This window comes from Pseudoalteromonas sp. QJM3NY_12 (assembly GCF_056173165.1).
In genome coordinates, this window is record NZ_JBWBUF010000002.1 from 271319 (window position 1) to 291784 (window position 20466).

Genomic DNA, 20466 nt, shown 5'->3' on the forward strand with positions numbered 1-20466 from the left:
TACTTTACTACGGATAAATCTGCCATAACTAATTAGTTTTATGCATATTAGTTATTTTGAGGAGTAGTTACTTCCCATCCACCGCCAACAGCTTTGTACAAGTTAATTTGACTTGCAAGCAGCGCTTGTTGACCGGTGATCAGTTGTTGCTTTGCGCTATACCATGTTCGCTGAGCGTCGAGCACTTGCAAAAAGCTATCGACCCCTTTATCGTATCGCGCCTGTGATAGGTCATAGGTTATTTTTCGGCTTTGTAGTAGCTGTTCAAGCGCATTTAATTGGGCATTGAAACCTTCTCTATCAGCAAGCACATCAGCAACTTCGCGAAACGCTTGCTGAATTTTTTGCTGATACGTTGCTACAGCAACTTGCTGCTCTGCATTAGCGACATCTAAATTAGCTTGGTTACGTCCCATATTAAAAATAGGTAAATTTACCGAAGGCATAAAGCTCCATGTGCCTGACCCAGCATCAAATAAATTACTTAAATCACGTGATGCACTCCCTGCATTGGCTGTTAAACTAATACTTGGGTAAAACGCCGCACGCGCAATACCTATATTGGCATTTGCAGCAAATAATTGGTGCTCAGCCGCTTTTATATCAGGGCGCTGTGTTAGTAAATCAGATGGAAGACCGACAGGAACAGCGGGTAAATCAAGTAATGTGTTCAACTCTTTAGTCGGTAGTAAGTCCTGACTCACCGGTTTACCTACTAATAAATCAAGCGCATTTTTATCACGTTTTAATAAACGCTTATACGTTGCAATATCAACCTTTGCAGTAGCTACGGTACTTTTTAATTGCTCTAGCGTAATTTCAGATGCTGCACCTAAATCAACACTTTTTTGCGTTAAAGATAAAGACGCTTGCTGCGATGACAATGTCTCTTGAGCCAAAGCAAGTAATTGCTGATCGGTCGCATAATTAAGCCACGCATTTGCCAGTTCAGAAATTAACGACACCTGCATGCCATATTCACTAAGCTGCGTAGAGTAAAGCGTTTGAAGTGCTTGCTCTGATTGATTACGCACTTTGCCCCATAAATCTAACTCATAAGCGGTCATACCCACAGTTGCACTGTATTGGGAGCTAATTTGAGGCTGACTGCTGGCTGATAAATCAGCAGGTAAACGCTGACGACTTCCCGTCGCGTTTAAATCAAGTGACGGATACAAAGCCGAGTCTTGAATTTGGTATAAACCACGTACTCGCTCTACATTAAGCGCTGCTATTTGCAGATCTTTATTGTGCTCAAGGCTTTGTGATATCAGTGCTTTGAGCTTTTCATCATTAAAAAACTGCTGCCATTTTAATGATGAAACTTGCCCTTTGCCTGCCTCTGATGCATACGCATCAGGGACAGGTAAATTAAGCGCTTCTTGCTGAGGAGCTAACTGACATCCAGATAAAATGGCTAAAGTTAAAGCATTAAAACTGATTGCTCTTACACTCATTATGCTTCCTCCTGCGAGGTAGTTTTAACTTTTCCTGAAAATAGTCTACGCACTAAAACAAAAAATAAGGGTACAAAAATCACCACCAATGATGAAGCCGCTAGTGTTCCACCAATGATTGAGATACCTAAGGCGTTTTGTGCACCAGAGCCTGCACTGGAGGCTATTGCAAGCGGTAGTACACCACAGATGAATGCCATTGAGGTCATTAAAATAGGGCGTAAACGAAGTCGTACGGCTGCAATGGCTGAATCAACTAAGCTCAGGCCTTCATCCATTTTATGATTAGCAAATTCAACAATTAATATCGCATTTTTAGAGGCAAGCCCTATGGTGGTTAATAAACCAACTTGTAGGTAAATATCATTTGATAAATTACCTAAAAAAGCAGCCATAACAGCCCCCAATATACCCAGAGGTACAATCATCATTACTGCAAATGGGATAGACCAACTTTCATAAAGTGCTGCTAAACACAAAAATACAAATAATAGTGAAAGGCCATAAAGAAGCGGCGCTTGACCACCACTTGAACGTTCTTGGTATGAAATAGCAGTCCATTCAGAGGCAATACCATTAGGTAATTGCTTTACTAAGCGCTCCATTTCATCCATAGCTTCACCTGTACTGTAACCTGGCGCAGCACTACCTTGAATTTCCATAGCTGAAAAACCATTATAGCGCTCTAAACGAGGTGAGCCATAAGACCAATACGAACTAGCAAACGCTGAGAATGGCACCATGTCTCCGTTTTTATTTCGTACATACCACTTATTTAGATCCTCAGGTACCATGCGAGCATCAGCCTTACTTTGCAAATATACCTTTTTAACGCGGCCACGGTCGATAAAATCGTTCACATAACTACTACCCCAAGCAGTCGAAAGTGTACTGTTAATATCACCTTGTGATAAACCAAGCGCTTCAGCTTTTGCAAGGTCAATATCCAGTTGTAATTCAGGCATATCTTCTTGGCCATTAGGACGAACACCTGCCAGGATTGGGCTTTGACTTGCCATACCCAATAACTGATTACGCGCTTTTAATAATTCATCGTGTCCTAAACCAACTCGGTCTTGTAAAAACATATTAAAACCATTCGCAGTGCCAAGTTCAATAATAGCCGGAGGTGGGAATGCAAACACAAACGCCTCTTTTATCGTTGAAAAATAGCCCATGCCTTTTCCTGCAACCGCTCCCACTGATAAGTCGTCACGTTGGCGCTCATCCCAGTGCTTTAAGCTCACAAAACCAATGGCTGAGTTTTGTCCTGAGCCTGCAAAACTAAAACCGGTAACCGTGAAAATTGAGGCAACAGCTTCAGATTGTTCTTCTAAATAATGGTTTTCTACTTTTTTAACCACTTCAAGCGTTTGCTCTGTTGTAGAACCTGCTGGCAGCATCACTTGGCTAAACAGAATACCTTGGTCTTCGTCCGGTAAAAACGCAGTGGGTAAGCTTGAAAAAATAGTGACCATACCACCGACAATCAAAACATAACTAAGCAAATAACGTTTAGAGTGCTTGATCATTCGCCCAACAAAGCTTTGTGCACCTCTATTAGTTTTATCAAAACCACGGTTGAAGCCTGAGAAAAAACGGCCAATAAAGGTACCATCAGTATGCACATGACTCGGTTTTAATAACGTAGCACACAATGCAGGTGTTAAAATAAGCGCCACTAATACCGACAATCCCATTGCTGTTACCAGCGTTATAGAAAACTGACGATAAATAACCCCTGTAGAGCCACTAAAAAATGCCATAGGAATAAATACCGCCGACAGCACCATGGCAATACCCACGAGCGCGCCCTTAATTTCATCCATAGACTTTCGCGTTGCTTCGACCGCAGAGAGCTTTTCTTCTGTCATTAAACGTTCTACGTTTTCAACTACCACTATCGCGTCATCGACCAACAGACCAATGGCCAGTACCATGGCAAACATAGTGAGCGTATTAATTGAATACCCAAAGGTAAATAGAACGCCAAATGTACCTAGCAGTACTACAGGCACGGCAATTGTTGGGATAATAGTTGCTCTAAAGTTTTGTAAAAATAAGTACATCACAACAAATACCAAAACAACGGCTTCTATTAATGTATGAACTACTTTTTCAATTGAAAGTGCAACAAAGGGAGTAGTGTCATAAGGCACAACCGCTTCAAGCCCTTGTGGGAAAAAAGGCTTAAGCTCTTCAAGCGCATCCTTTACTCCTTGCGCGGTATCAAGTGCATTAGCGCCACTGGCTAACTTTACACCGAGTCCCGATGCTGGTTTACCATTAAAACGAGCAACCACACCGTAGCTTTCACCGCCAAGTTCAACTTCGGCAACATCTTGTAAGCGAACAACCGAACCATCGCTGTTAGTTTTTACTAAAATATCTCTGAACTGCTCTGGTTTTTGTAATCGACTTTGCGCAGTGACAGTCGCATTAAGCTGCTGCCCAGCAAGTGACGGCATACCACCTAGCTGACCTGCTGACACCTGTGCATTTTGTGCTTTAATTGCTGCTGATACATCGCTGGGGGTTAGCTTATAGTTTTGTAATTTAGCCGGATCGAGCCAAATACGCATTGCATATTGAGAGCCAAACAGCTCCACTTCACCTACACCGTCTACACGCGACACAATGTCTTGCACGTTCGACGATACATAGTCTCCAATATCAATATTAGTCATACTGCCATCTTGCGACACAAAACCAACAACCAGTAAAAAGCTTGATGATGATTTAGCCACTACCACACCTTGGCGCTGTACTTCTTCCGGCAATAATGGCGTAGCGGTCGCTAATTTATTTTGTACTTGAACTTGGGCAATGTCTGGATCGGTCTCGGCATCAAATGTTAATGTCAGCGTTGCTGAACCGCTGGACTGTGAGGTTGATGACATGTATAACAAGCCATCTAAGCCTTTCATTTTTTGCTCAATAACCTGAGTTACCGAGTCTTCTAATGTACGTGCAGATGCACCTGGGTAGTTAGCCGTAATGGTAATCGCTGGCGGCGCAATAGACGGATACTGAGCAACAGGTAGGCTTTTAACGGCAATAATACCCGCAAGCATAACCACAATCGCCAATACCCAAGCAAAAATAGGCCTATCGATAAAAAATCGTGACATAAAACTCTCCGTTATTGGCTGTTATTTGCAGAAGGCTTCACAGCAGTTGCCGTAACAGGTGCACCTGGGCGAATCTTTTGTAGCCCTTCCACAATCAATTGGTCGCCATCGGCTAAGCCTTCGCTCACCAACCAATTAGCGCCTAAAGTTCGCTCTACTTTTAACACACGGCTTTCAACTGTATTGTTTTTGCTAACAACCATAGCTGTAGGTTCACCTTTGGTATTACGGCTCACACCACGTTGTGGGGCTAATATTGCGTCTGACTTAACACCTTCAACCACCTCAGCACGCACATACATACCTGGTAGTAATAGCTTTTCAGGGTTTGGAAACTTAGCACGTAAAGTCACTGACCCAGTACTTGGATCAACGGTCACTTCTGAGAACTGTAATGTACCTTTATGAGGATATACTGAGCCATCTTCCATTATTAGTTCTACATCGGTTTGTGTTGTAGAGTCGACACCTAAAGCACCTGATGCTAGCGCTCTTTTGTGTTTAGTTAGCTCATTACTTGATTGGGTTAAATCAACATAAATGGGGTCAAGTTGCGTAACCGTTGCCAGTGCGCTTGTTTGGCCTGCGCTAACTAATGCGCCTACCGTCACGCTTGATTTACTAATCTGGCCGCTAATTGGCGAAGAAACATGGCTATAATCAAGGTTAATTTGCGCACTTTTTAACTGCGCTTGTGCCGTTAATAATTCTGCAGAGGCTTGCTTAGAAGCAGCATCAGCTTCGTCAAAATCTTGCTGGCTTACGGCTTTAATTGCTAATAACTCTTTATAACGAGACGCTTTAGATTTACTGCTAGCAATACTCGCTTCTGCGCGAGCAACCGCCGCTTTACTGGCGGCTAATTCTGCTTCAAAAATATCAGGGTTGATTTGGTAAAGCGCTTGATCTTTTTCAACCTGAGTACCCTCTTCAAATAAGCGTGATTGCACAATTCCACTTACCTGAGGACGAATTTCAGCAATTTGAAACGCACTTACACGCCCTGGTAATTCTTTTTTAAGTGTTATTGCTTGGCTTTTTAATGTGACAACTCCAACAGGAGTCGCTGCAGGGGCAGAAGCACTGGGTTGCTCAGCTACCTGATCGCAGCCACTTAAAGCAACAGAACCAACGAGGGCTGAAAATACAAAAAAAGCGATGCGGGAGCGCTGCATGTTAAATACCTTTTAGTTTAGAATGAACGATCATTCTAAACTATAGTACAACAATTAAAAATAGCCACTGAGCAACATTTACACATTTTTACAATTGACTATAGTTGTCAGCAAATAAACTCAAACAATAGTTTTGCTATATCAGTAACACCCATAAAAAAGGCAGCCAATGCATTGGCTGCCGTTAATCAATAATTTAATTTTAGCGGCTCTTATTCACTATCAGGATTCACCCTAGAGACAAGTAATTGCTCTATACGAATACCTTCTACATCCACTACTTCAAATTTAAAGCCAGAAAATAAAACAAATTCTGCACGTTTGGGAATATGCTTCATGGTATAAATTAAATACCCGGCAACCGTTTCATAATGGTTTTGCTCAGGGAATTCATCAATTTCTAATACCTTAGCTAATTCAACAATAGGTGTTAAACCATCGACCAACCAAGAATTAGCGTCGCGTTCAATGATTAACTCCTCACTTTGATGCGTGATTAAATCACCCATAAAGCCTTTCATTAAATCTTTAACTGTCACTATCCCAACCACTAGCGCATATTCATTGACCACCACAGCAAAAGGATGAACGGCAGTTTTAAACGCATTTAGCGACTCAGATAAGCTCAGTGTTTCTGGTAAGTAAAAAATATCTTTATCAAGCATATCCGCATTAATATTTGCCGCCTCACCTTTAAGCACTTGGCGTAAAATATCTTTTGACTCAACCGAGCCAATTAATTTATCAAGGTTGCCTTTACACACTAAAAAGTGATTATGTGGATGCTCTATAATTTTATTGGCTATATCTTCACTCGACTCATCAATATCAAAGTAAACTATTTGCTCTCGTGGCGACATCACGCTTGATAAAAAGCGCGCTTCTAAATCAAATACATTACCAATTAAGTCATATTCCTGCTGTTGAAGGCTGCCATATTCGGCACCCGCATCCATCATGGCAACAATATCTTCAGTAGTCACTATATCCTCACGCTCACTCGGTACTTTGAATACTCGTAATACTATATTGGTTAAGCCGTTAAAAAATAATACCAGCGGTGTGAGCGCGAAAGTGACCCAACGCATAATTGTAACTACACGCACAGCAACAGCCTCAGGTAAAATCATTGCTAAACGCTTTGGAAGCAAATCAGCAAATAATATGAATAATGAGGTAATAATTAAAAACGACAGTAAAAAGCTAATTTGGCCAAGCAACGGCCCCTGATAAAATAACTGCAGTATTTCTTGCACGTAAGGCGATAATGCCTGCTCACCAACAATCCCACCTAATATGGCAATCGCATTAAGCGTAATTTGGATCATGGCAAAAAAAGCCCCTGGCTGCTCTTGCAGTTTTAAAACCGCCAGAGCTTGCACATTTCCTTCGTCGGCCATAACCCTTAATTTTATTTTGCGTGAAGCGGCGATCGAAATTTCTGACATCGCAAATAACGCACTCATCAAGATTAATAATGCAATCCCGATTAAATCACCCATTTATAACTCCAAAATAATCGCTTTTATTAGCAAAAGCAGCTGGATTATAGCCGCTTTTATAAACAGGGCAATTGATATTTAAAGTTGTGACTCATACAAGGCAAAGGCAGTGCTAAGTTGCTGCTGTAATTCATTCGGTAGGTTTTTGTTACACGCAAAATATAAGGGGGCTTGGTTGGCGTTAATAGGCATCAATGACTCGAGTTGAAGTTCACTTAATAAGTGAGATTGTTCGTGGCTTATTCTCTGCGCAGGTATAACAACCAAATCAATGCTTGAACTTCGTGCTTGAATTATTTTAAAAATATTATCAAAACTATTAAACAGCATTAAGTTTTCGTTTTCTTTAAATCCTTGGGAGAGTAAATAGTGGTGGCTATAGTTATCTTTTAACACTGCAATTCTGTATTGTTTTGCCTGCTCTAGACTTGTTAAAACAATGCCTTTACTTTTAAAAGAATAAAAGTTTGTGTCGAATTGGGCAAGTTTAGCAAACCAAACAAAGCGACTCTCACGCTCAGGTGAGCGTGAAATTGAGAAAATACAGGTTTCGGGATCCCTCAATGCAATATTATAAGTCATACTCCAATCGTGAACTGAAATTGAATAATCAATCCCTGCACTATCAAGCACTAATCGTACTATATCGGCAGCATCTCCAACTAAATTGTTGTTAGCATCAAGATACTGCGCAGGTGCAAAATTCTCTGTTACAACAGTGAGTTTTGCCGCACAGTGTTGGCTTACAATGAGTAATAATACAAAACACCATTTAATCACAATAACCCGCTCTATTAGATTTAAGACGTCACTTTTTTAATAAAAGCCAATTAAATATAGCGGGTTATTTGCAAATAGCCAATTTTTAGCTTTTGAAATTAGCGATTCATTGCATTAATTAAAAACGCCGAAATTTTAGCGCCTTCTCTCAGAGTTGTCTCAGAGCTTGATTGGCCCACTAAAGAGCTGTCAGTAAACGGAGCTATTTCCATCATATCAGCCCCCGTTATAGGGAACTCATCTGCAATCGCTGACAAAATATCAAGCGCGTGCTGTGGCGTTAACCCATTTTCTTCAGGCGTGCCTGTTGCTGATGCAAATTCTGCATCGAGGGCATCAATATCAAAGCTCACATACACTTCATCAACCTTGTCTGCTTTTAATTGCGCAATCGCATCTGCAGCAACCGCAGCTGCACCGCGCTCTATAATTTCAGCAGCCCAGTGTTGTTTAACGCCAAAAGTACTTTCCCAATGTGATTTAGGTTTGCCACTTGAGCGAATACCAAATTGGATTAAATGATGCGGCGCTGGTAAGAACTCTAAAATATGAGTACACCAAGAGCCAAAACATAAGTCGATACCTAAACGCTCTACGAGTAAGTCGGTGTGAGCATCGAAATGAATAATTGCCGTACGTTTGCCTTGCTCACGTTTAGCTTTTAAGTACGCTTTTGTTAACGGGTAGCTAATTGAGTGGTCGCCACCAATACCAAAAATACCTTTGTCTTGGAATGTCGCATAAAAGCTGTCACACACATCTTCAGTAATTGACAATGGGCTCACATAATGATCATTATTGTCAGTACCGTACAGCGCTTTTTGGCAGTTGGTAATAGTGGCCTCATTTAAATACTTATCATGTAATAAATGCGGTATTACGCGTACATCACCTAAATCAAACGAACGACATTGTGTTTGTTGATCTATCAGTGCTGAGCGTAAAAATAAAGGCCCCCAATTAGCGCCACGTAAAATTCCACCACCGCAATCAGAGCTAATGCCTAACATTACTGCTTTGTGTGGTGAATTAGGCAGATCGTTAAGTGAGTCACGCCATAAAACATCGACATTTTCAGTTTGTCCATATAATTTATTTCTTAGCGCTGCTTTGCGTTCTTTAGCCGTATTGACCGTAAAAACACCGTCGCCAGGCGCACATAGACAGTGCTCAACTTTATTTTTAAATGCTTGAAATTGTGTGCTCATTGTAAACCCTTTTTCAATCTGAATATCTTGTCTATTATTGAGTAGTTATGCAAAACATCACACGCTGAATTAATTCCAGATTATTCGCATAGTGTGCTAAAAATTACAGTGAACTTTATTTTGCTCGCTTAGGTTAGTGGTAAATAAAAACTAAGCTTTCTTACTAACCCAATGAATATAAACAATTTAAAATACAGCTATCGGCTCTTTAGCCTAGCTATTGGTTTGCTATGAGGTATGAATATAGTGTCTGAGCAAACAAGTCAACTGGCTCATTTTGTTCGTAATTTTAGTCATTGATTGAATATTCAGAGTTGGTGAATAAATCAAATTAAGTCGATACGGACATCCGTCCTGTACTTAATTTTCATTTCTCGTAATCATGGTAAATTGACAACAATTTTTATTAAAAAGGCTTAGTTATGGAAAAGGTATTTCACTTAGGACTGTGTATTGATGACTTAAAAGGTGCAAAACTAGCTATAGTTCCAGGCGATCCAGATCGTGCAGCACGTATTTCACAGTTCTTAGATAATCCTACCTGCCTTGCTCAAACGCGTGAGTTTCACATTTATTTAGGCCAATTAAACGGTCACTCTGTAGTAATATGTTCGACTGGTATCGGCGGCCCTTCAACGTCAATTGCCGTTGAAGAACTGGCACAACTTGGCGTACGAAGCTTTCTTCGCATTGGCACAACAGGTGCTATTCAACCGCACATTAATGAAGGCGATATTCTAATTAGCCAAGCTTCGGTTCGCTTAGATGGTGCGAGTCAGCATTTTGCCCCGCTATGCTACCCTGCCGTATCTGATTTTTTTGCCACTCAAGCCATGGTAAAAGCCTGTGAAAACCTTAATATCGATTTCCATATTGGTATAACCGCTTCGAGCGACACCTTCTACCCAGGTCAAGAGCGCTACGATACACACTCTGGCTACGTACCTAAGTCACTACAAGGTAGCTGTGAAGAATGGCAAAAATTGGGCGTAATGAACTACGAAATGGAATCGGCCACTTTATTTACCATGTGTGCCGCGCTTGGTTTACAAGCTGCTTGTGTTGCTGGTGTATTAGTAAATAGAACACGTCAAGAAATACCTAACGTGGACCACGGCGAGATTGAGAAAAAATCTGTTGCCGTGGTACTTGAAGCCGCTAAAGTATTACTTGGTTAATGTTGCGCTAATAACCTCAAGTGTTGGCAAGCCAGTAAAGCTTGCTAACACGGCTTTTGCTACCCCTGATTGGTTTTCGTGACCAGTAGTTTCTAACAAAGTAATTGATTTTACTGTTTGTTTATCAAAGCTTAATCCTGCTAAAAATAGCTGACTCACTGCGCTTTGCAGTGGCGATAAACTTGGGCTATACGCTGCATTTTCAGCATAACTGCCATAAAAGTCACCATTTTCAAAGGTGCTTATTTTTACCGCACTGTAATTTTGACTGTATGGAACATAAGCCGCTAAAGCAAAACTCAGCAGCTTGTCATCAAGCTTTGTCTCTTCAAAGCGCTTAGTTTGCTCTACTGGGTTAAATAAGCTGTGCTCATTGCCTAAATCTGTTGGCCCAAATGAATACGGTAACAGCTCTGCTAATTTAAAATTTTGTGCTGGCAGTAAAATATCAAGCTCTCTGGCATCCGCCAGTTCATTCATAAACTGACGGCAATACCCACATGGTGCATCACTAATGGCTATTTTTAGCACTTTCTTAGCGCCATTTAACCACGCATTATTAATTGCTGATTGCTCACCATGCACCACTAAACTAAGTGCTTGATGATCAAACTCAGCATTGGCACCAAAGTAAAAAGTAGTATGTCCTTGTGAGTCGAGCCCTTTTACAATTGCGCCGACATGAAACTTGGAAATAGGTGCAACCGAAAACTCAGAAGCCAACGGCACCAAGCCTTGCAATAATGTATATTCGCTGACATTAAGTTCGGTGCAAAGCGCTTTAATATCGCTTGAATGTAAAATACCGCGTTGAGTTTTTAATTGACTACGTAGTGCTTGCGTTTGCGCTACGTTTAATGAGATGTGTGAATTGCTAAGTGCTGTATTATGTTGCACTTTAAAAGTTGCTGAAGCCATAATAGTTTTTATTTGTTCAATGGCTAAGTAGTGTAAAAGGTTGGCAAACTAAATACCAGCCTATTCAACGTAAAAAAAGGGAACACGTCGCGTGTTCCCTTTTTTGTTTTACTAAAATAAAAATTAACCTGTATTTCGCATACCCGCTGCAATCCCCGTCATGGTGATCATTAAGGCATTATCTATATCGCTTTCATTACCTTTATCATCGTCACGAGAGCGACGTAATAACTCAACCTGTAACACGTTCAGTGGGTCGGTGTACGGATTTCTAAGCCCAATAGACTCTTTGATCCAAGGTTGATCGGCTAATAGACTTTTTTGCGGGCTCAATGATTGCACTAAGGTTATCGCCTCAGCTAATTCCTCACGTAAGGCAACACCTAAAGGTTTATACATGTCTTCCACCAGCGCATTATCGTAGTGCTCACTTAACCAGCTATCCGCTTTACTAAATACCATTTCTAGCATTTCTAAACGAGCTCGAAAGAAAGGCCATTGCAAACTCATTTCGCTTAGGGTTTCAATCCCATATTTTTCAAGCGCTGCTTTAAGTCCGCTTAATGCGCCTAACCATGCAGGTAACATTAAACGATTTTGACTCCACGCAAATATCCACGGAATTGCGCGTAAGCTCTCTACCCCACCATTAGGATTACGTTTAGCTGGCCTTGAACCTAATGGCAATTTAGATAGCTCCAATTCTGGTGTTGCCATTCTGAAGTAAGGTACAAAGTTTTCATCGTGGCGTACAACATTGCGGTAGTGCTCACACGATACATCACTAATTAATGCCATAACTTCGCGCCATTCATCTTTGGGCTCTGGCGGTGGTAATAAGTTACTTTGCAGCACCGCACCCGCGTATATATTTAAGCTTTGCAATGCCACATTGGGTAAGCCAAATTTAAAGCGGATCATTTCGCCTTGCTCTGTCACCCTAAGGCCCCCTTTGAGTGAACCCGGTGGCTGCGAATGCAAGGCTTGTGCAGCAGGTGCACCGCCTCGACCAACCGTGCCTCCACGACCATGAAATAAAACCAGCTCAATACCGCGTTCATCCGCCAGTTGCACTAACTTGTCCATTGCCTCATATTGTGCCCAGCCAGCAGCCATCATACCCGCATCTTTGGCTGAGTCTGAATAACCAATCATCACATTTTGAGTATTTTTAATATGACCTCGGTACCACTCATTATTAAGCAATGTAGTAATAACATTATGACCATCGTTTAAATCATCCAAGGTCTCGAATAATGGCGCCACGGGTAGTTCAAAACCGCAGCCTGACTCTTTAAGTAATAACTGCACCGCTAAAATATCAGAAGCTGTTCGGGCCATAGAAATAATATATAAACCAAAGGTTTTTGCATCTTGCTGCGCAATAACATCAAAGGTGTCGAGCACCTCTTGCACTTCAGGGCTAGGTTGCCAATGCTTAGGAATAAGCGGACGACGAGAATTAAGCTCAGCAAGTAAAAAAGCCTGCTTATCTTGCTCTTGCCATTGGTTGTAGTCGCCAATACCTAAGTAACGAGTTAGCTCAGAAAATACATCACTGTGTCTCGACGAATCTTGGCGCACGTCTAGTTTTGCCAAACGCAGTCCAAAGCTATTTACTCGGTGAATCATATCCAGTAGTAAGCCATTGGCCACTACTTGCATGTTGCACTTTAATAAAGAGCGATAACATGCCTCAATAGGGTGCTTAATTTGATTAATATCGGTGATTAAATCTTGAGATTCAGTGCGCTTATTTTTAATTTTAGCGCTTAAATGCATCACCGTTTCTGCAACTTGGTTTTTAACATCTTTCAAAACAGCACGGTACGGTTCAAACTCTTGCCCAGCCAATTTAATGAGCTCATCGCTGGCATCCGACATAGAAAGTTCAGCACAGAGCGTTTCTAAATCACGCTGGTATAAATCCAGTGCCATCCAACGGCCATGGTCGAGCACTTGCTTGGTTACTTCGGCGGTTACAAACGGGTTACCATCACGATCTCCCCCCATCCAAGAAGTAAATTCTATCGGGCTGTAATCTGCTGGCAACTCTAAGCTTAAATGCTGTTTTACATGCTGGCTAAACTCACGTAGAAAACGTGGCACAGCTTCCCATAAACTGTTTTCAATGACTGCGTAGCCCCATTTAGCCTCATCTACAGGGCTTGGGCGTGAACGACGAATATCGTCCGTATGCCATGCTTGGCTAATTAACTGCGCAATACGGTTTAATATTGCTTCGCGTTCTTGCGCAAGATTGTCGGTACGCTCAAGCGATGCTAAACAATCGCTAAGTTCAACATGTTTATTAATAATAGTACGACGAGTCACCTCGGTTGGGTGTGCTGTTAGTACTAAGTTTATGTGGAGTTTTGAGAGGGTATCAGCTAAATGATTATGATTAAGCTGACCTTGTTCGGCCTTTGCTGCTAACGTTTTTAATGTTTGAGTGAGAGGGTTTAGTTGGCAAAAACCAACATCATTAAAACGTGATACAGTGTGAAACTGCTCTGCAACATTCGCTAAGTTTAAAAAATGATTAAATGAACGGGCAACCGGTAAAAGCTCTTCATCACTAAGCGCATGTAGTACATCTATAAGCGCTTTACGATCAGCTTCATTACCACTGCGAGATGATTTTGATAAAGCCCGAATCTCTTCTACTTTATCTAAAATATCTTGTCCTTGAGCATCTTTAATAGTTTGTCCTAATAATTGCCCAAGTAAATTTACATTACCTCGCAAGGCGGCATATTGTTCACTCATTTTTAGCTCTCCTTTGTTTCTTTGAGACCTATTAATATCATTATGTTTACTTATTTAATAGATCCATTTGCACCTGCATGTCGTAAAAAAGCATATGTAAAATAAACACAAAGCGATGACATGATCATTTTTTACGATGGTAATTGCCCCCTTTGCAATGCAGAGATGCAGCATTTAAAACGTGCCGATGTTGATCATAAAGTTACACTTGAAGATTTAAATGCTGATAACTTTAATGCGCGTTTTCCCGCAATCAATAAGCAATACGCCATGAATATACTGCATGCCCAAACTGATAATGGGCAGATGATTTACGGCTTAGATGTGACTTATCAAGCTTGGCGTACTGTTGGCAAATATCCTTGGCTTAAAATTATTCGTTTGCCCGTCATTCGTTTTTTTGCCGATCATGCTTATACTTTCTTTGCAAAATACCGTCATCAAATTAGTCGTTTTTTAATGCCTAATGCACAGTGCAACTCAGGTCAATGTAATATCAAAAGCAAAGGTGAAAAATGAAAACAGTGATTTTATTTGGTGCCAGTAGCGCCATTGCCCAATCTTACGTTAATCACTTAAACCAACAAGCAACACAATTTAATATTATTTGTGTCAGCTCATCGAACATTAATCACAGCGATATAAACGTAACCTATTTTCAGAGCGACTATTCAGCGCAAAGCCTAAACGAGCTAACCGAGTCGTTAAAATCCCAGCAAGTAGATATAGCTCAAGTGATTATATTTAATGGTCAATTACACAACGACCAGCACATGCCAGAAAAAAAGCTTGAAGAAATCAACAGTGATTATTTTATGCAGCTTATGCACTCTAATACGCTTGTACCCCTGCTATGTTTACAAAGTATAGTGCCGCTGCTTAACCACAAAACTCACTGCACAATTACCGCTCTGAGCGCTCGTGTAGGTAGTATTAACGACAATAAATTAGGTGGTTGGTATACCTATCGCGCATCAAAATCAGCACTTAATATGTTATTTAAAACAGCCGCCATTGAGCTTGCTCGTCGCGCTAAAAATACTAAACTGATTTTATTTCACCCAGGTACTACAGATACACAGCTTTCTAAGCCATTTCAGAAAAATGTTCCTGCAGATAAACTGTTTACCCCTGAGTTTGTTGCCCAGCAATTATTTAAATTTACTTACGAAAATCCACAATTAGAACTTAACAACGAACCTGTCTACCTAGATTGGCAAGGAAACACCATAAAATGGTAAGGAATTAACACATGCATTTTTCCAAAGACCGCATAGCCGCGCTTGAAAAGCACACACGTACGCATTTTATAAATTCATTGTCAGGGTTTAAAAGTGCTAACTTAATTGGCACACAGGATGAGCAAGGTAATACCAATCTAGCCATCGTTAGTTCGGTTATTCATTTAGGCGCCCACCCGCCCCTTGTAGGCATGATAATGCGCCCACACAGTGTACCAAGGCATACATTTGAAAATATTATAGAAACAGGCGTTTACACTATTAATCAAGTAAATAGTGACATTTACCAGCAAGCGCACCAAACCTCGGCACGTTACGCTAAAGATGAATCTGAGTTTGATGCAACGGGGTTAAAAACAGAATACTTAAATGAGTTTAACGCTCCCTTTGTTGCACAAAGTCGACTTAAATACGCGGTAAAATTTGTAGAGAATCAACATTTAGCTGTTAATGGCACCGAGCTGGTTATTGGTGAAATAATGGATGTATATGTGGATGAATCAGCACTCCAAAGTGATGGTTTTTTAGATTTACAAGCCATTGATACAGTTGCAGTAACCGGTTTAGATAGTTACCACACGGCAAATAAGCTCACTCGCTTACCCTATGCAAAAAAATAGCCCGAGGTTATCAAGTCCTCCAAATAAGCGACTTGATAACTCCCCCCCTTTTTTTGAGCCCCTTGTTCACTAATCGCAATTAGTTTGAATTTAAACTGTTAAACCTACACACTATGCAAAATTTTGTAGGAGAAATATATGACGACAGTTGGTATTGGTACTCACACACCCGAGCAAGCACTTGCTAGTTTAAGTAATATGACTCACTCAGTAACGCCAATTCAGGCCGATGAGTATTTAGCGCGTATGGCCAAAGCACAAGCCTATATGCAAGCGCACAACATTGATGCCATTTATTTAAACGCAGGTACCAACTTAACTTATTTCACCGGAATGAAATGGTATGCCAGTGAACGACTTGTTGGCGCTATTTTACCTGCCGTAGGTGATGTGCAATACATTGCTCCACATTTTGAAATTGGCTCTTTAAATGGCTTTAAGGTTATTGATGGCCCAATACACGGCTGGCAAGAGCATGAAAACCCATTTGAGCTATGTGTTAAAGTGCTTAAGCAGCTCAATATTAGCGACACCGCTACCGTTGGTATTGATGAAAGCGCACAGTTTTTTATTTTTGATGGCATCAATAAAGCCAGTTCAGGGTTAAAACTAGTTAACGCACAACCTGTAACCGCACATTGTCGAATGCATAAATCAGTCAATGAATTAGCATTAATGCAATGTGCCATGGATATGACTTTGGCGGTTCATAAGGCTACAGCGAGCATGCTTTATGAAGGAATTAGCACCGTAGAAGTCGAAGAATTTATAAAAAAAGCCCATCAAAAAGTAGGAGCCCCAGGTGATTACTTCTGTATTGTATTGTTTGGCCTTGCCACCTCATTCCCACATGGCGTAAAAGACCCACAAATTTTGAAAAAAGGCGACATGGTGCTCATCGATACTGGATGTAAAGTGCACGATTACCTTTCTGATATTACGCGTACTTATGTGTTTGGTGAAGCAACCAGCCGACAACGACTGTTTTGGGATTTTGAAAAAGCGGCACAGTTAGCAGCTTTTAATCAAGCAGCCCTTGGCGAAACCTGTGAATCGGTTGACGAAGCAGCTCGCAGCTACTTAGCAGCACAAAATTTAGGACCTGAGTATCAAACACCAGGTTGCCCACATCGTACAGGCCATGGTATTGGTTTAGACATTCACGAATGGCCATATTTAGTTGGCGGTGATAAAACCCCGCTTGCCACTGGCATGTGTTTTAGTAACGAACCCATGCTAGTTATTCCAGATGAGTTTGGGGTGAGATTAGAAGATCACTTTTACATGACAGATGATGGTCCGCGCTGGTTTACTCAACCGAGTCATAGCATTGATGACCCATTTGGCTTAAACAGCTAATATATGAATCATTTAATAAAAAGAGCTGCACCTTGGCTGCTCTTTTTATGTCCAATGATTGATAAAGTAGACTTCATCCCAATATCCATTGTTATTACTAAGCAATCCTTCAAGGATCCCTATGAAAAACTTTAAAATTGATATCGTCTCAGATGTAATGTGCCCGTGGTGTATTATCGGTTACAAGAACTTAGAGACCGCATTGGCAGAATTAAAAGAAGAAATGAGTGCGGATATTACATGGCACCCTTTTGAGCTTAATCCAGATATGCCACTTGAAGGGCAAGACTTAAACGAGCACTTGCAGCAAAAATACAGTTTAACCGAAGAAGAAAGCGCGCGAAATCGTCAAAACATGGCGGATGCGGGTGAACGAGCTGGGTTTACCTTTAATTTTGACGGTAAACGCATCATGATCAACAGCTTTGATCTACACCGCTTGCTAATGTGGGCTCGTGAAGAGGGCAAGCAAACTGAGCTGAAATTGGCGTTTTTTGAAGCACACTTCACCGATTTAAAATATTTAAATCAAGAAGATGCATTACTGGATGTGGTAGAAAAAGTCGGCCTTAACAAAGACACAGCCCGTGATATTTTACACTCAGATAAATACGTACAAGCGGTTCGCGAAGAGCAAAATAACTTTAAGCAAATGGGTATTACTTCAGTGCCTACTTTCATTATAAATGATAAGTATGCGCTTACCGGTGGGCAGCCGAGTGAGTCATTTATTCAAGCGCTTAAGCAAATAAATGAAGAAGAAGCCAAGCAAGACACTTAAAAAATAAAGTTTAAAACCAAAAAAGGCTGCACATCGCAGCCCTTATTTATCTCAGTTAGTATTTTTTAAGAAGCGTTTAAACAACGTGCATAATATTTAAGAATTTAATCTGACACTGAACTTTGAACGCCTTCTCTATAGGTACCTAACAGTTAGATACTTCAAAATTAAATCTGCTTATGGTGCAAATTAAATAATGCTGCCTTTTAACGGACTCGTTCTTTTTCTGGATATACTAAATTTTTTATCTGTATTTTTAGCGTAATGATAGAAATTCAAGCTAGTCTGCGTGACATCTTCAATAAACCATCCAGGTATCTTAACTAAAGAATAGCCATGTTTAGAAAAGTGTATCTCAATTGATTTAATCACGGGCTTTTCAACAATCGTGATATGGTCTGCTTTAATTAAATCTATAACCTTTTCACCTTGAATCAATGTCTGCTCATTTAAATCGACAATAATCGGTTTATTTTTAAAAAAATCAACGAGAAAATAGGTAATAAATACCGGTATGAGAATAATTGATAATTGGCGCAGTGTTACAGCTCTAAAGTAGGTCTCTTGATGAGACCAAGTATCAGGCGTGGTGAACCATATTATGAAGATATAAACCGCTACCGCTAAAGTCCAGCGGTGTAAGCGAAAAAGCTTTTTAAGGTCAAAAGTCAATGTCATTCTTTTTAGCATTAATTTAATCTCACTTTCATTCGTATGCTATAAGCGTTCCCCACATGTGTAAGTGACTTAAATTTAAATCTTTGGTCGATTTCACTATCGAGTTTAAAGTTTATAGTATTTTTTATGTTCTTTTCAGTAAAATACAAGTTAGTTCCAAGGCTATAGCTATTAATCTCATGATATGTCTGCAACCTATCTTCGTTCTCATATTCCAAATAAATAACTTTAAACAAATGGGTATTACTTCAGTACCTACTTTTATTATAAACGATAAGTATGCTCCTACCGGTGGGCAGCCGAGTGAGTCATTTATTCAAGCACTTAAGCAAATAAATGAAGAAGAAGCCAAGCAAGATTAGCAAACAGTTTTACAGCGATAATAACCTTATCGCTGTTTCAGTTTAAACACTGTTCGCTGACTTAAACCAAGCCCATCCTCAACATCATGGTAAAATTGCGTATAGAGTGCATCAAGCTCCCCTTTTTTGGCTAGCTTTGTTAAGCCCTGCTGTAGTAAGTCGATAATTGCTTTATTTTTTTCATTTGCATAAAAGTAATAAAAGTTATCATACTGCAGCATAATATGCGGCTCAACGACAAAGTTATACTGTGGGCTTTTTTGTATTTCAGCTCTAATCGCAGTTACTGAACGAGGAAAGTAATCGCCAAGCCCTTCATCTAACGCTTTTAACATGCTTTCATAACTCAAATCACCATTAACTGTTAAGCCATTGTTCTTTAATACATAATAATCAGACCAACTTTGCTTTTGTAAGGCTATAAACGGCTTTAGTTGTTCAAGGGTTTTTATATCTGAAAATTCGCCCAGCCGGCTTTGTTTTATCATTAGTAAACGTTTTGAGTGCAAGCCGTTGTATATTGGAAAGGTTGTGTGTACGAGGCTATTTGCTTGCTCTTTTGACATACTTAACCAAGCAAAATTAATAGCCCCATCGTGCTTTAGCTCTTCTAATACTCGTTTGGTATTCATCGGCTCAACACTATAACTAATATTGAGTTTTACATTCATCTGCGCAAAGCTTTTTTCTAATAAGCTCAAAACATAGTGGTTTCTTGGCATATTAGGTGTGCTTGGTTTTCCTATTTTTAGCGTCACAGTTTGCTCGCTGCCCAAAGCAAAAGATGACAGGGTGATAAGGATAACACTGCAGCATAAATTAAATAACTTCATAGTCATTCCAAGTTACTTTGCATTTATAAAATGGGGAATAGTAAGTATAGCGGGAACTTAGAATTACGCTTTTAGGTGCGATAAAGTACTTTAATCACATGCCAACCAAATTTTGTTTTTACCAAATGTGGCTCTAAAATCTCGCCTTTAAACGCAATTTTATCAAACTGTGGAACCATTTGACCGCGTCTAAATTCGCCTAAATCTCCGCCCTTTTTGCCCGACGGACAAGACGAATATTTTTTAGCTAAGGTTTGAAACTTTGCGCCTTTGCCTAATTGCTTAATGATGTCTTCTGCAATCTCTTTGTGCTTAACCAAAATGTGAAGTGCGTGTGCTGTATTTGCCATGAAAATACCTTTTATACCGTTTGCTAAAATTAAACGCAGCAATTTTAACACAGCCCCATACACCTAGCATCTACTTATGCTATAGCTATAGTTACTAAACGCCTTGTAACAATTTATAGATTTG

General features: G+C 40.3%; 17 protein-coding genes and 1 pseudogene. 7 read left to right on the forward strand and 11 right to left on the reverse strand.

Translation table 11 applies throughout. The annotated features are described in order from the left end of the window. Positions 1-47 precede the first annotated feature (47 nt). The 6 genes from AC0VZ5_RS17075 to AC0VZ5_RS17100 form a co-directional block, all read right to left on the reverse strand. Positions 48-1457 carry an efflux transporter outer membrane subunit gene (locus tag AC0VZ5_RS17075; RefSeq protein ID WP_290170827.1) on the reverse strand — a complete coding sequence of 470 codons (1410 nt, stop codon included), beginning with the start codon at positions 1455-1457 and terminating at the stop codon, positions 48-50. Then, the gene (locus tag AC0VZ5_RS17080) at positions 1457-4588 is read right to left on the reverse strand and encodes an efflux RND transporter permease subunit (RefSeq protein WP_475475054.1); all 3132 of its coding nucleotides are present in this window, start codon (positions 4586-4588) and stop codon (positions 1457-1459) included. Before AC0VZ5_RS17080 ends, AC0VZ5_RS17075 begins: the two co-directional genes overlap by 1 nt. Before the next feature lie 11 nt (positions 4589-4599). Continuing rightward, entirely contained in the window at positions 4600-5763 is a 1164-nt protein-coding gene (locus AC0VZ5_RS17085) for an efflux RND transporter periplasmic adaptor subunit (protein ID WP_475475055.1), read from the reverse strand. Between the two features lie 212 nt (positions 5764-5975). Continuing rightward, positions 5976-7265: a polyamine export protein PaeA gene (gene paeA, locus AC0VZ5_RS17090; RefSeq protein WP_198522706.1), complete on the reverse strand. Its 1290-nt coding sequence runs from the start codon at positions 7263-7265 to the stop codon at positions 5976-5978. Between the two features lie 78 nt (positions 7266-7343). Then, positions 7344-8045, reverse strand: a complete 702-nt coding sequence (locus tag AC0VZ5_RS17095) for a substrate-binding periplasmic protein (protein ID WP_138606848.1) — start codon at positions 8043-8045, stop codon at positions 7344-7346. 98 nt (positions 8046-8143) lie between these two features. Then, positions 8144-9253: an arginase family protein gene (locus tag AC0VZ5_RS17100; protein ID WP_475475056.1), complete on the reverse strand. Its 1110-nt coding sequence runs from the start codon at positions 9251-9253 to the stop codon at positions 8144-8146. Between the two features lie 422 nt (positions 9254-9675). On the opposite strand from AC0VZ5_RS17100, the gene udp reads away from it, so the two are divergent. After that, positions 9676-10431, forward strand: a complete 756-nt coding sequence (gene udp / locus AC0VZ5_RS17105; protein WP_138606844.1) for a uridine phosphorylase — start codon at positions 9676-9678, stop codon at positions 10429-10431. Here udp and cdd read toward each other — a convergent pair. Both cdd and ppc read right to left on the reverse strand, forming a co-directional pair. Next, entirely contained in the window at positions 10420-11349 is a 930-nt protein-coding gene (gene cdd / locus AC0VZ5_RS17110; protein WP_475475057.1) for a cytidine deaminase, read from the reverse strand. The two genes, udp and cdd, sit on opposite strands and share 12 nt — an antisense overlap. Before the next feature lie 123 nt (positions 11350-11472). After that, positions 11473-14118, reverse strand: a complete 2646-nt coding sequence (gene ppc, locus AC0VZ5_RS17115; RefSeq protein ID WP_475475058.1) for a phosphoenolpyruvate carboxylase — start codon at positions 14116-14118, stop codon at positions 11473-11475. 120 nt (positions 14119-14238) lie between these two features. Here ppc and AC0VZ5_RS17120 point away from each other — a divergent pair, with 120 nt between their 5' ends. From AC0VZ5_RS17120 to AC0VZ5_RS17140, 5 genes are all read left to right on the forward strand, one after another. Then, positions 14239-14637: a thiol-disulfide oxidoreductase DCC family protein gene (locus tag AC0VZ5_RS17120; RefSeq protein ID WP_290170822.1), complete on the forward strand. Its 399-nt coding sequence runs from the start codon at positions 14239-14241 to the stop codon at positions 14635-14637. Beyond that, entirely contained in the window at positions 14634-15359 is a 726-nt protein-coding gene (locus AC0VZ5_RS17125; protein ID WP_198522710.1) for an SDR family NAD(P)-dependent oxidoreductase, read from the forward strand. The genes AC0VZ5_RS17120 and AC0VZ5_RS17125 overlap by 4 nt, the downstream gene beginning before the upstream one ends. An 11-nt stretch (positions 15360-15370) precedes the next feature. After that, on the forward strand, positions 15371-15979 hold the full coding sequence (locus AC0VZ5_RS17130) for a flavin reductase family protein (protein WP_054201270.1): 609 nt from the start codon (positions 15371-15373) through the stop codon (positions 15977-15979). A 138-nt stretch (positions 15980-16117) separates the two neighbouring features. Next, positions 16118-17338, forward strand: coding sequence for a M24 family metallopeptidase (locus AC0VZ5_RS17135; RefSeq protein WP_475475059.1), 1221 nt, complete (start codon positions 16118-16120; stop codon positions 17336-17338). A 121-nt stretch (positions 17339-17459) separates the two neighbouring features. Further along, positions 17460-18119 carry a DsbA family oxidoreductase gene (locus AC0VZ5_RS17140; RefSeq protein ID WP_138606830.1) on the forward strand — a complete coding sequence of 220 codons (660 nt, stop codon included), beginning with the start codon at positions 17460-17462 and terminating at the stop codon, positions 18117-18119. A gap of 189 nt (positions 18120-18308) precedes the next feature. On the opposite strand, the gene AC0VZ5_RS17145 is transcribed toward AC0VZ5_RS17140, so the two are convergent. Further along, positions 18309-18791, reverse strand: a complete 483-nt coding sequence (locus AC0VZ5_RS17145) for a hypothetical protein (RefSeq protein WP_138606828.1) — start codon at positions 18789-18791, stop codon at positions 18309-18311. A 227-nt stretch (positions 18792-19018) separates the two neighbouring features. Between AC0VZ5_RS17145 and AC0VZ5_RS17150 the strand changes: the two are divergent. Then, positions 19019-19159: pseudogene (locus tag AC0VZ5_RS17150) on the forward strand (thioredoxin family protein); the annotation flags it as partial. Positions 19160-19185: 26 nt separating this feature from the next. Here the strand turns inward: AC0VZ5_RS17150 and AC0VZ5_RS17155 are convergent. Both AC0VZ5_RS17155 and AC0VZ5_RS17160 read right to left on the reverse strand, forming a co-directional pair. Then, positions 19186-19992: a type 2 periplasmic-binding domain-containing protein gene (locus tag AC0VZ5_RS17155; protein WP_198522713.1), complete on the reverse strand. Its 807-nt coding sequence runs from the start codon at positions 19990-19992 to the stop codon at positions 19186-19188. A 71-nt stretch (positions 19993-20063) separates the two neighbouring features. After that, positions 20064-20342 (reverse strand): peptidylprolyl isomerase, encoded by a 279-nt coding sequence (locus AC0VZ5_RS17160; protein ID WP_138606824.1) that lies wholly within the window; start codon positions 20340-20342, stop codon positions 20064-20066. Positions 20343-20466 lie beyond the last annotated feature (124 nt).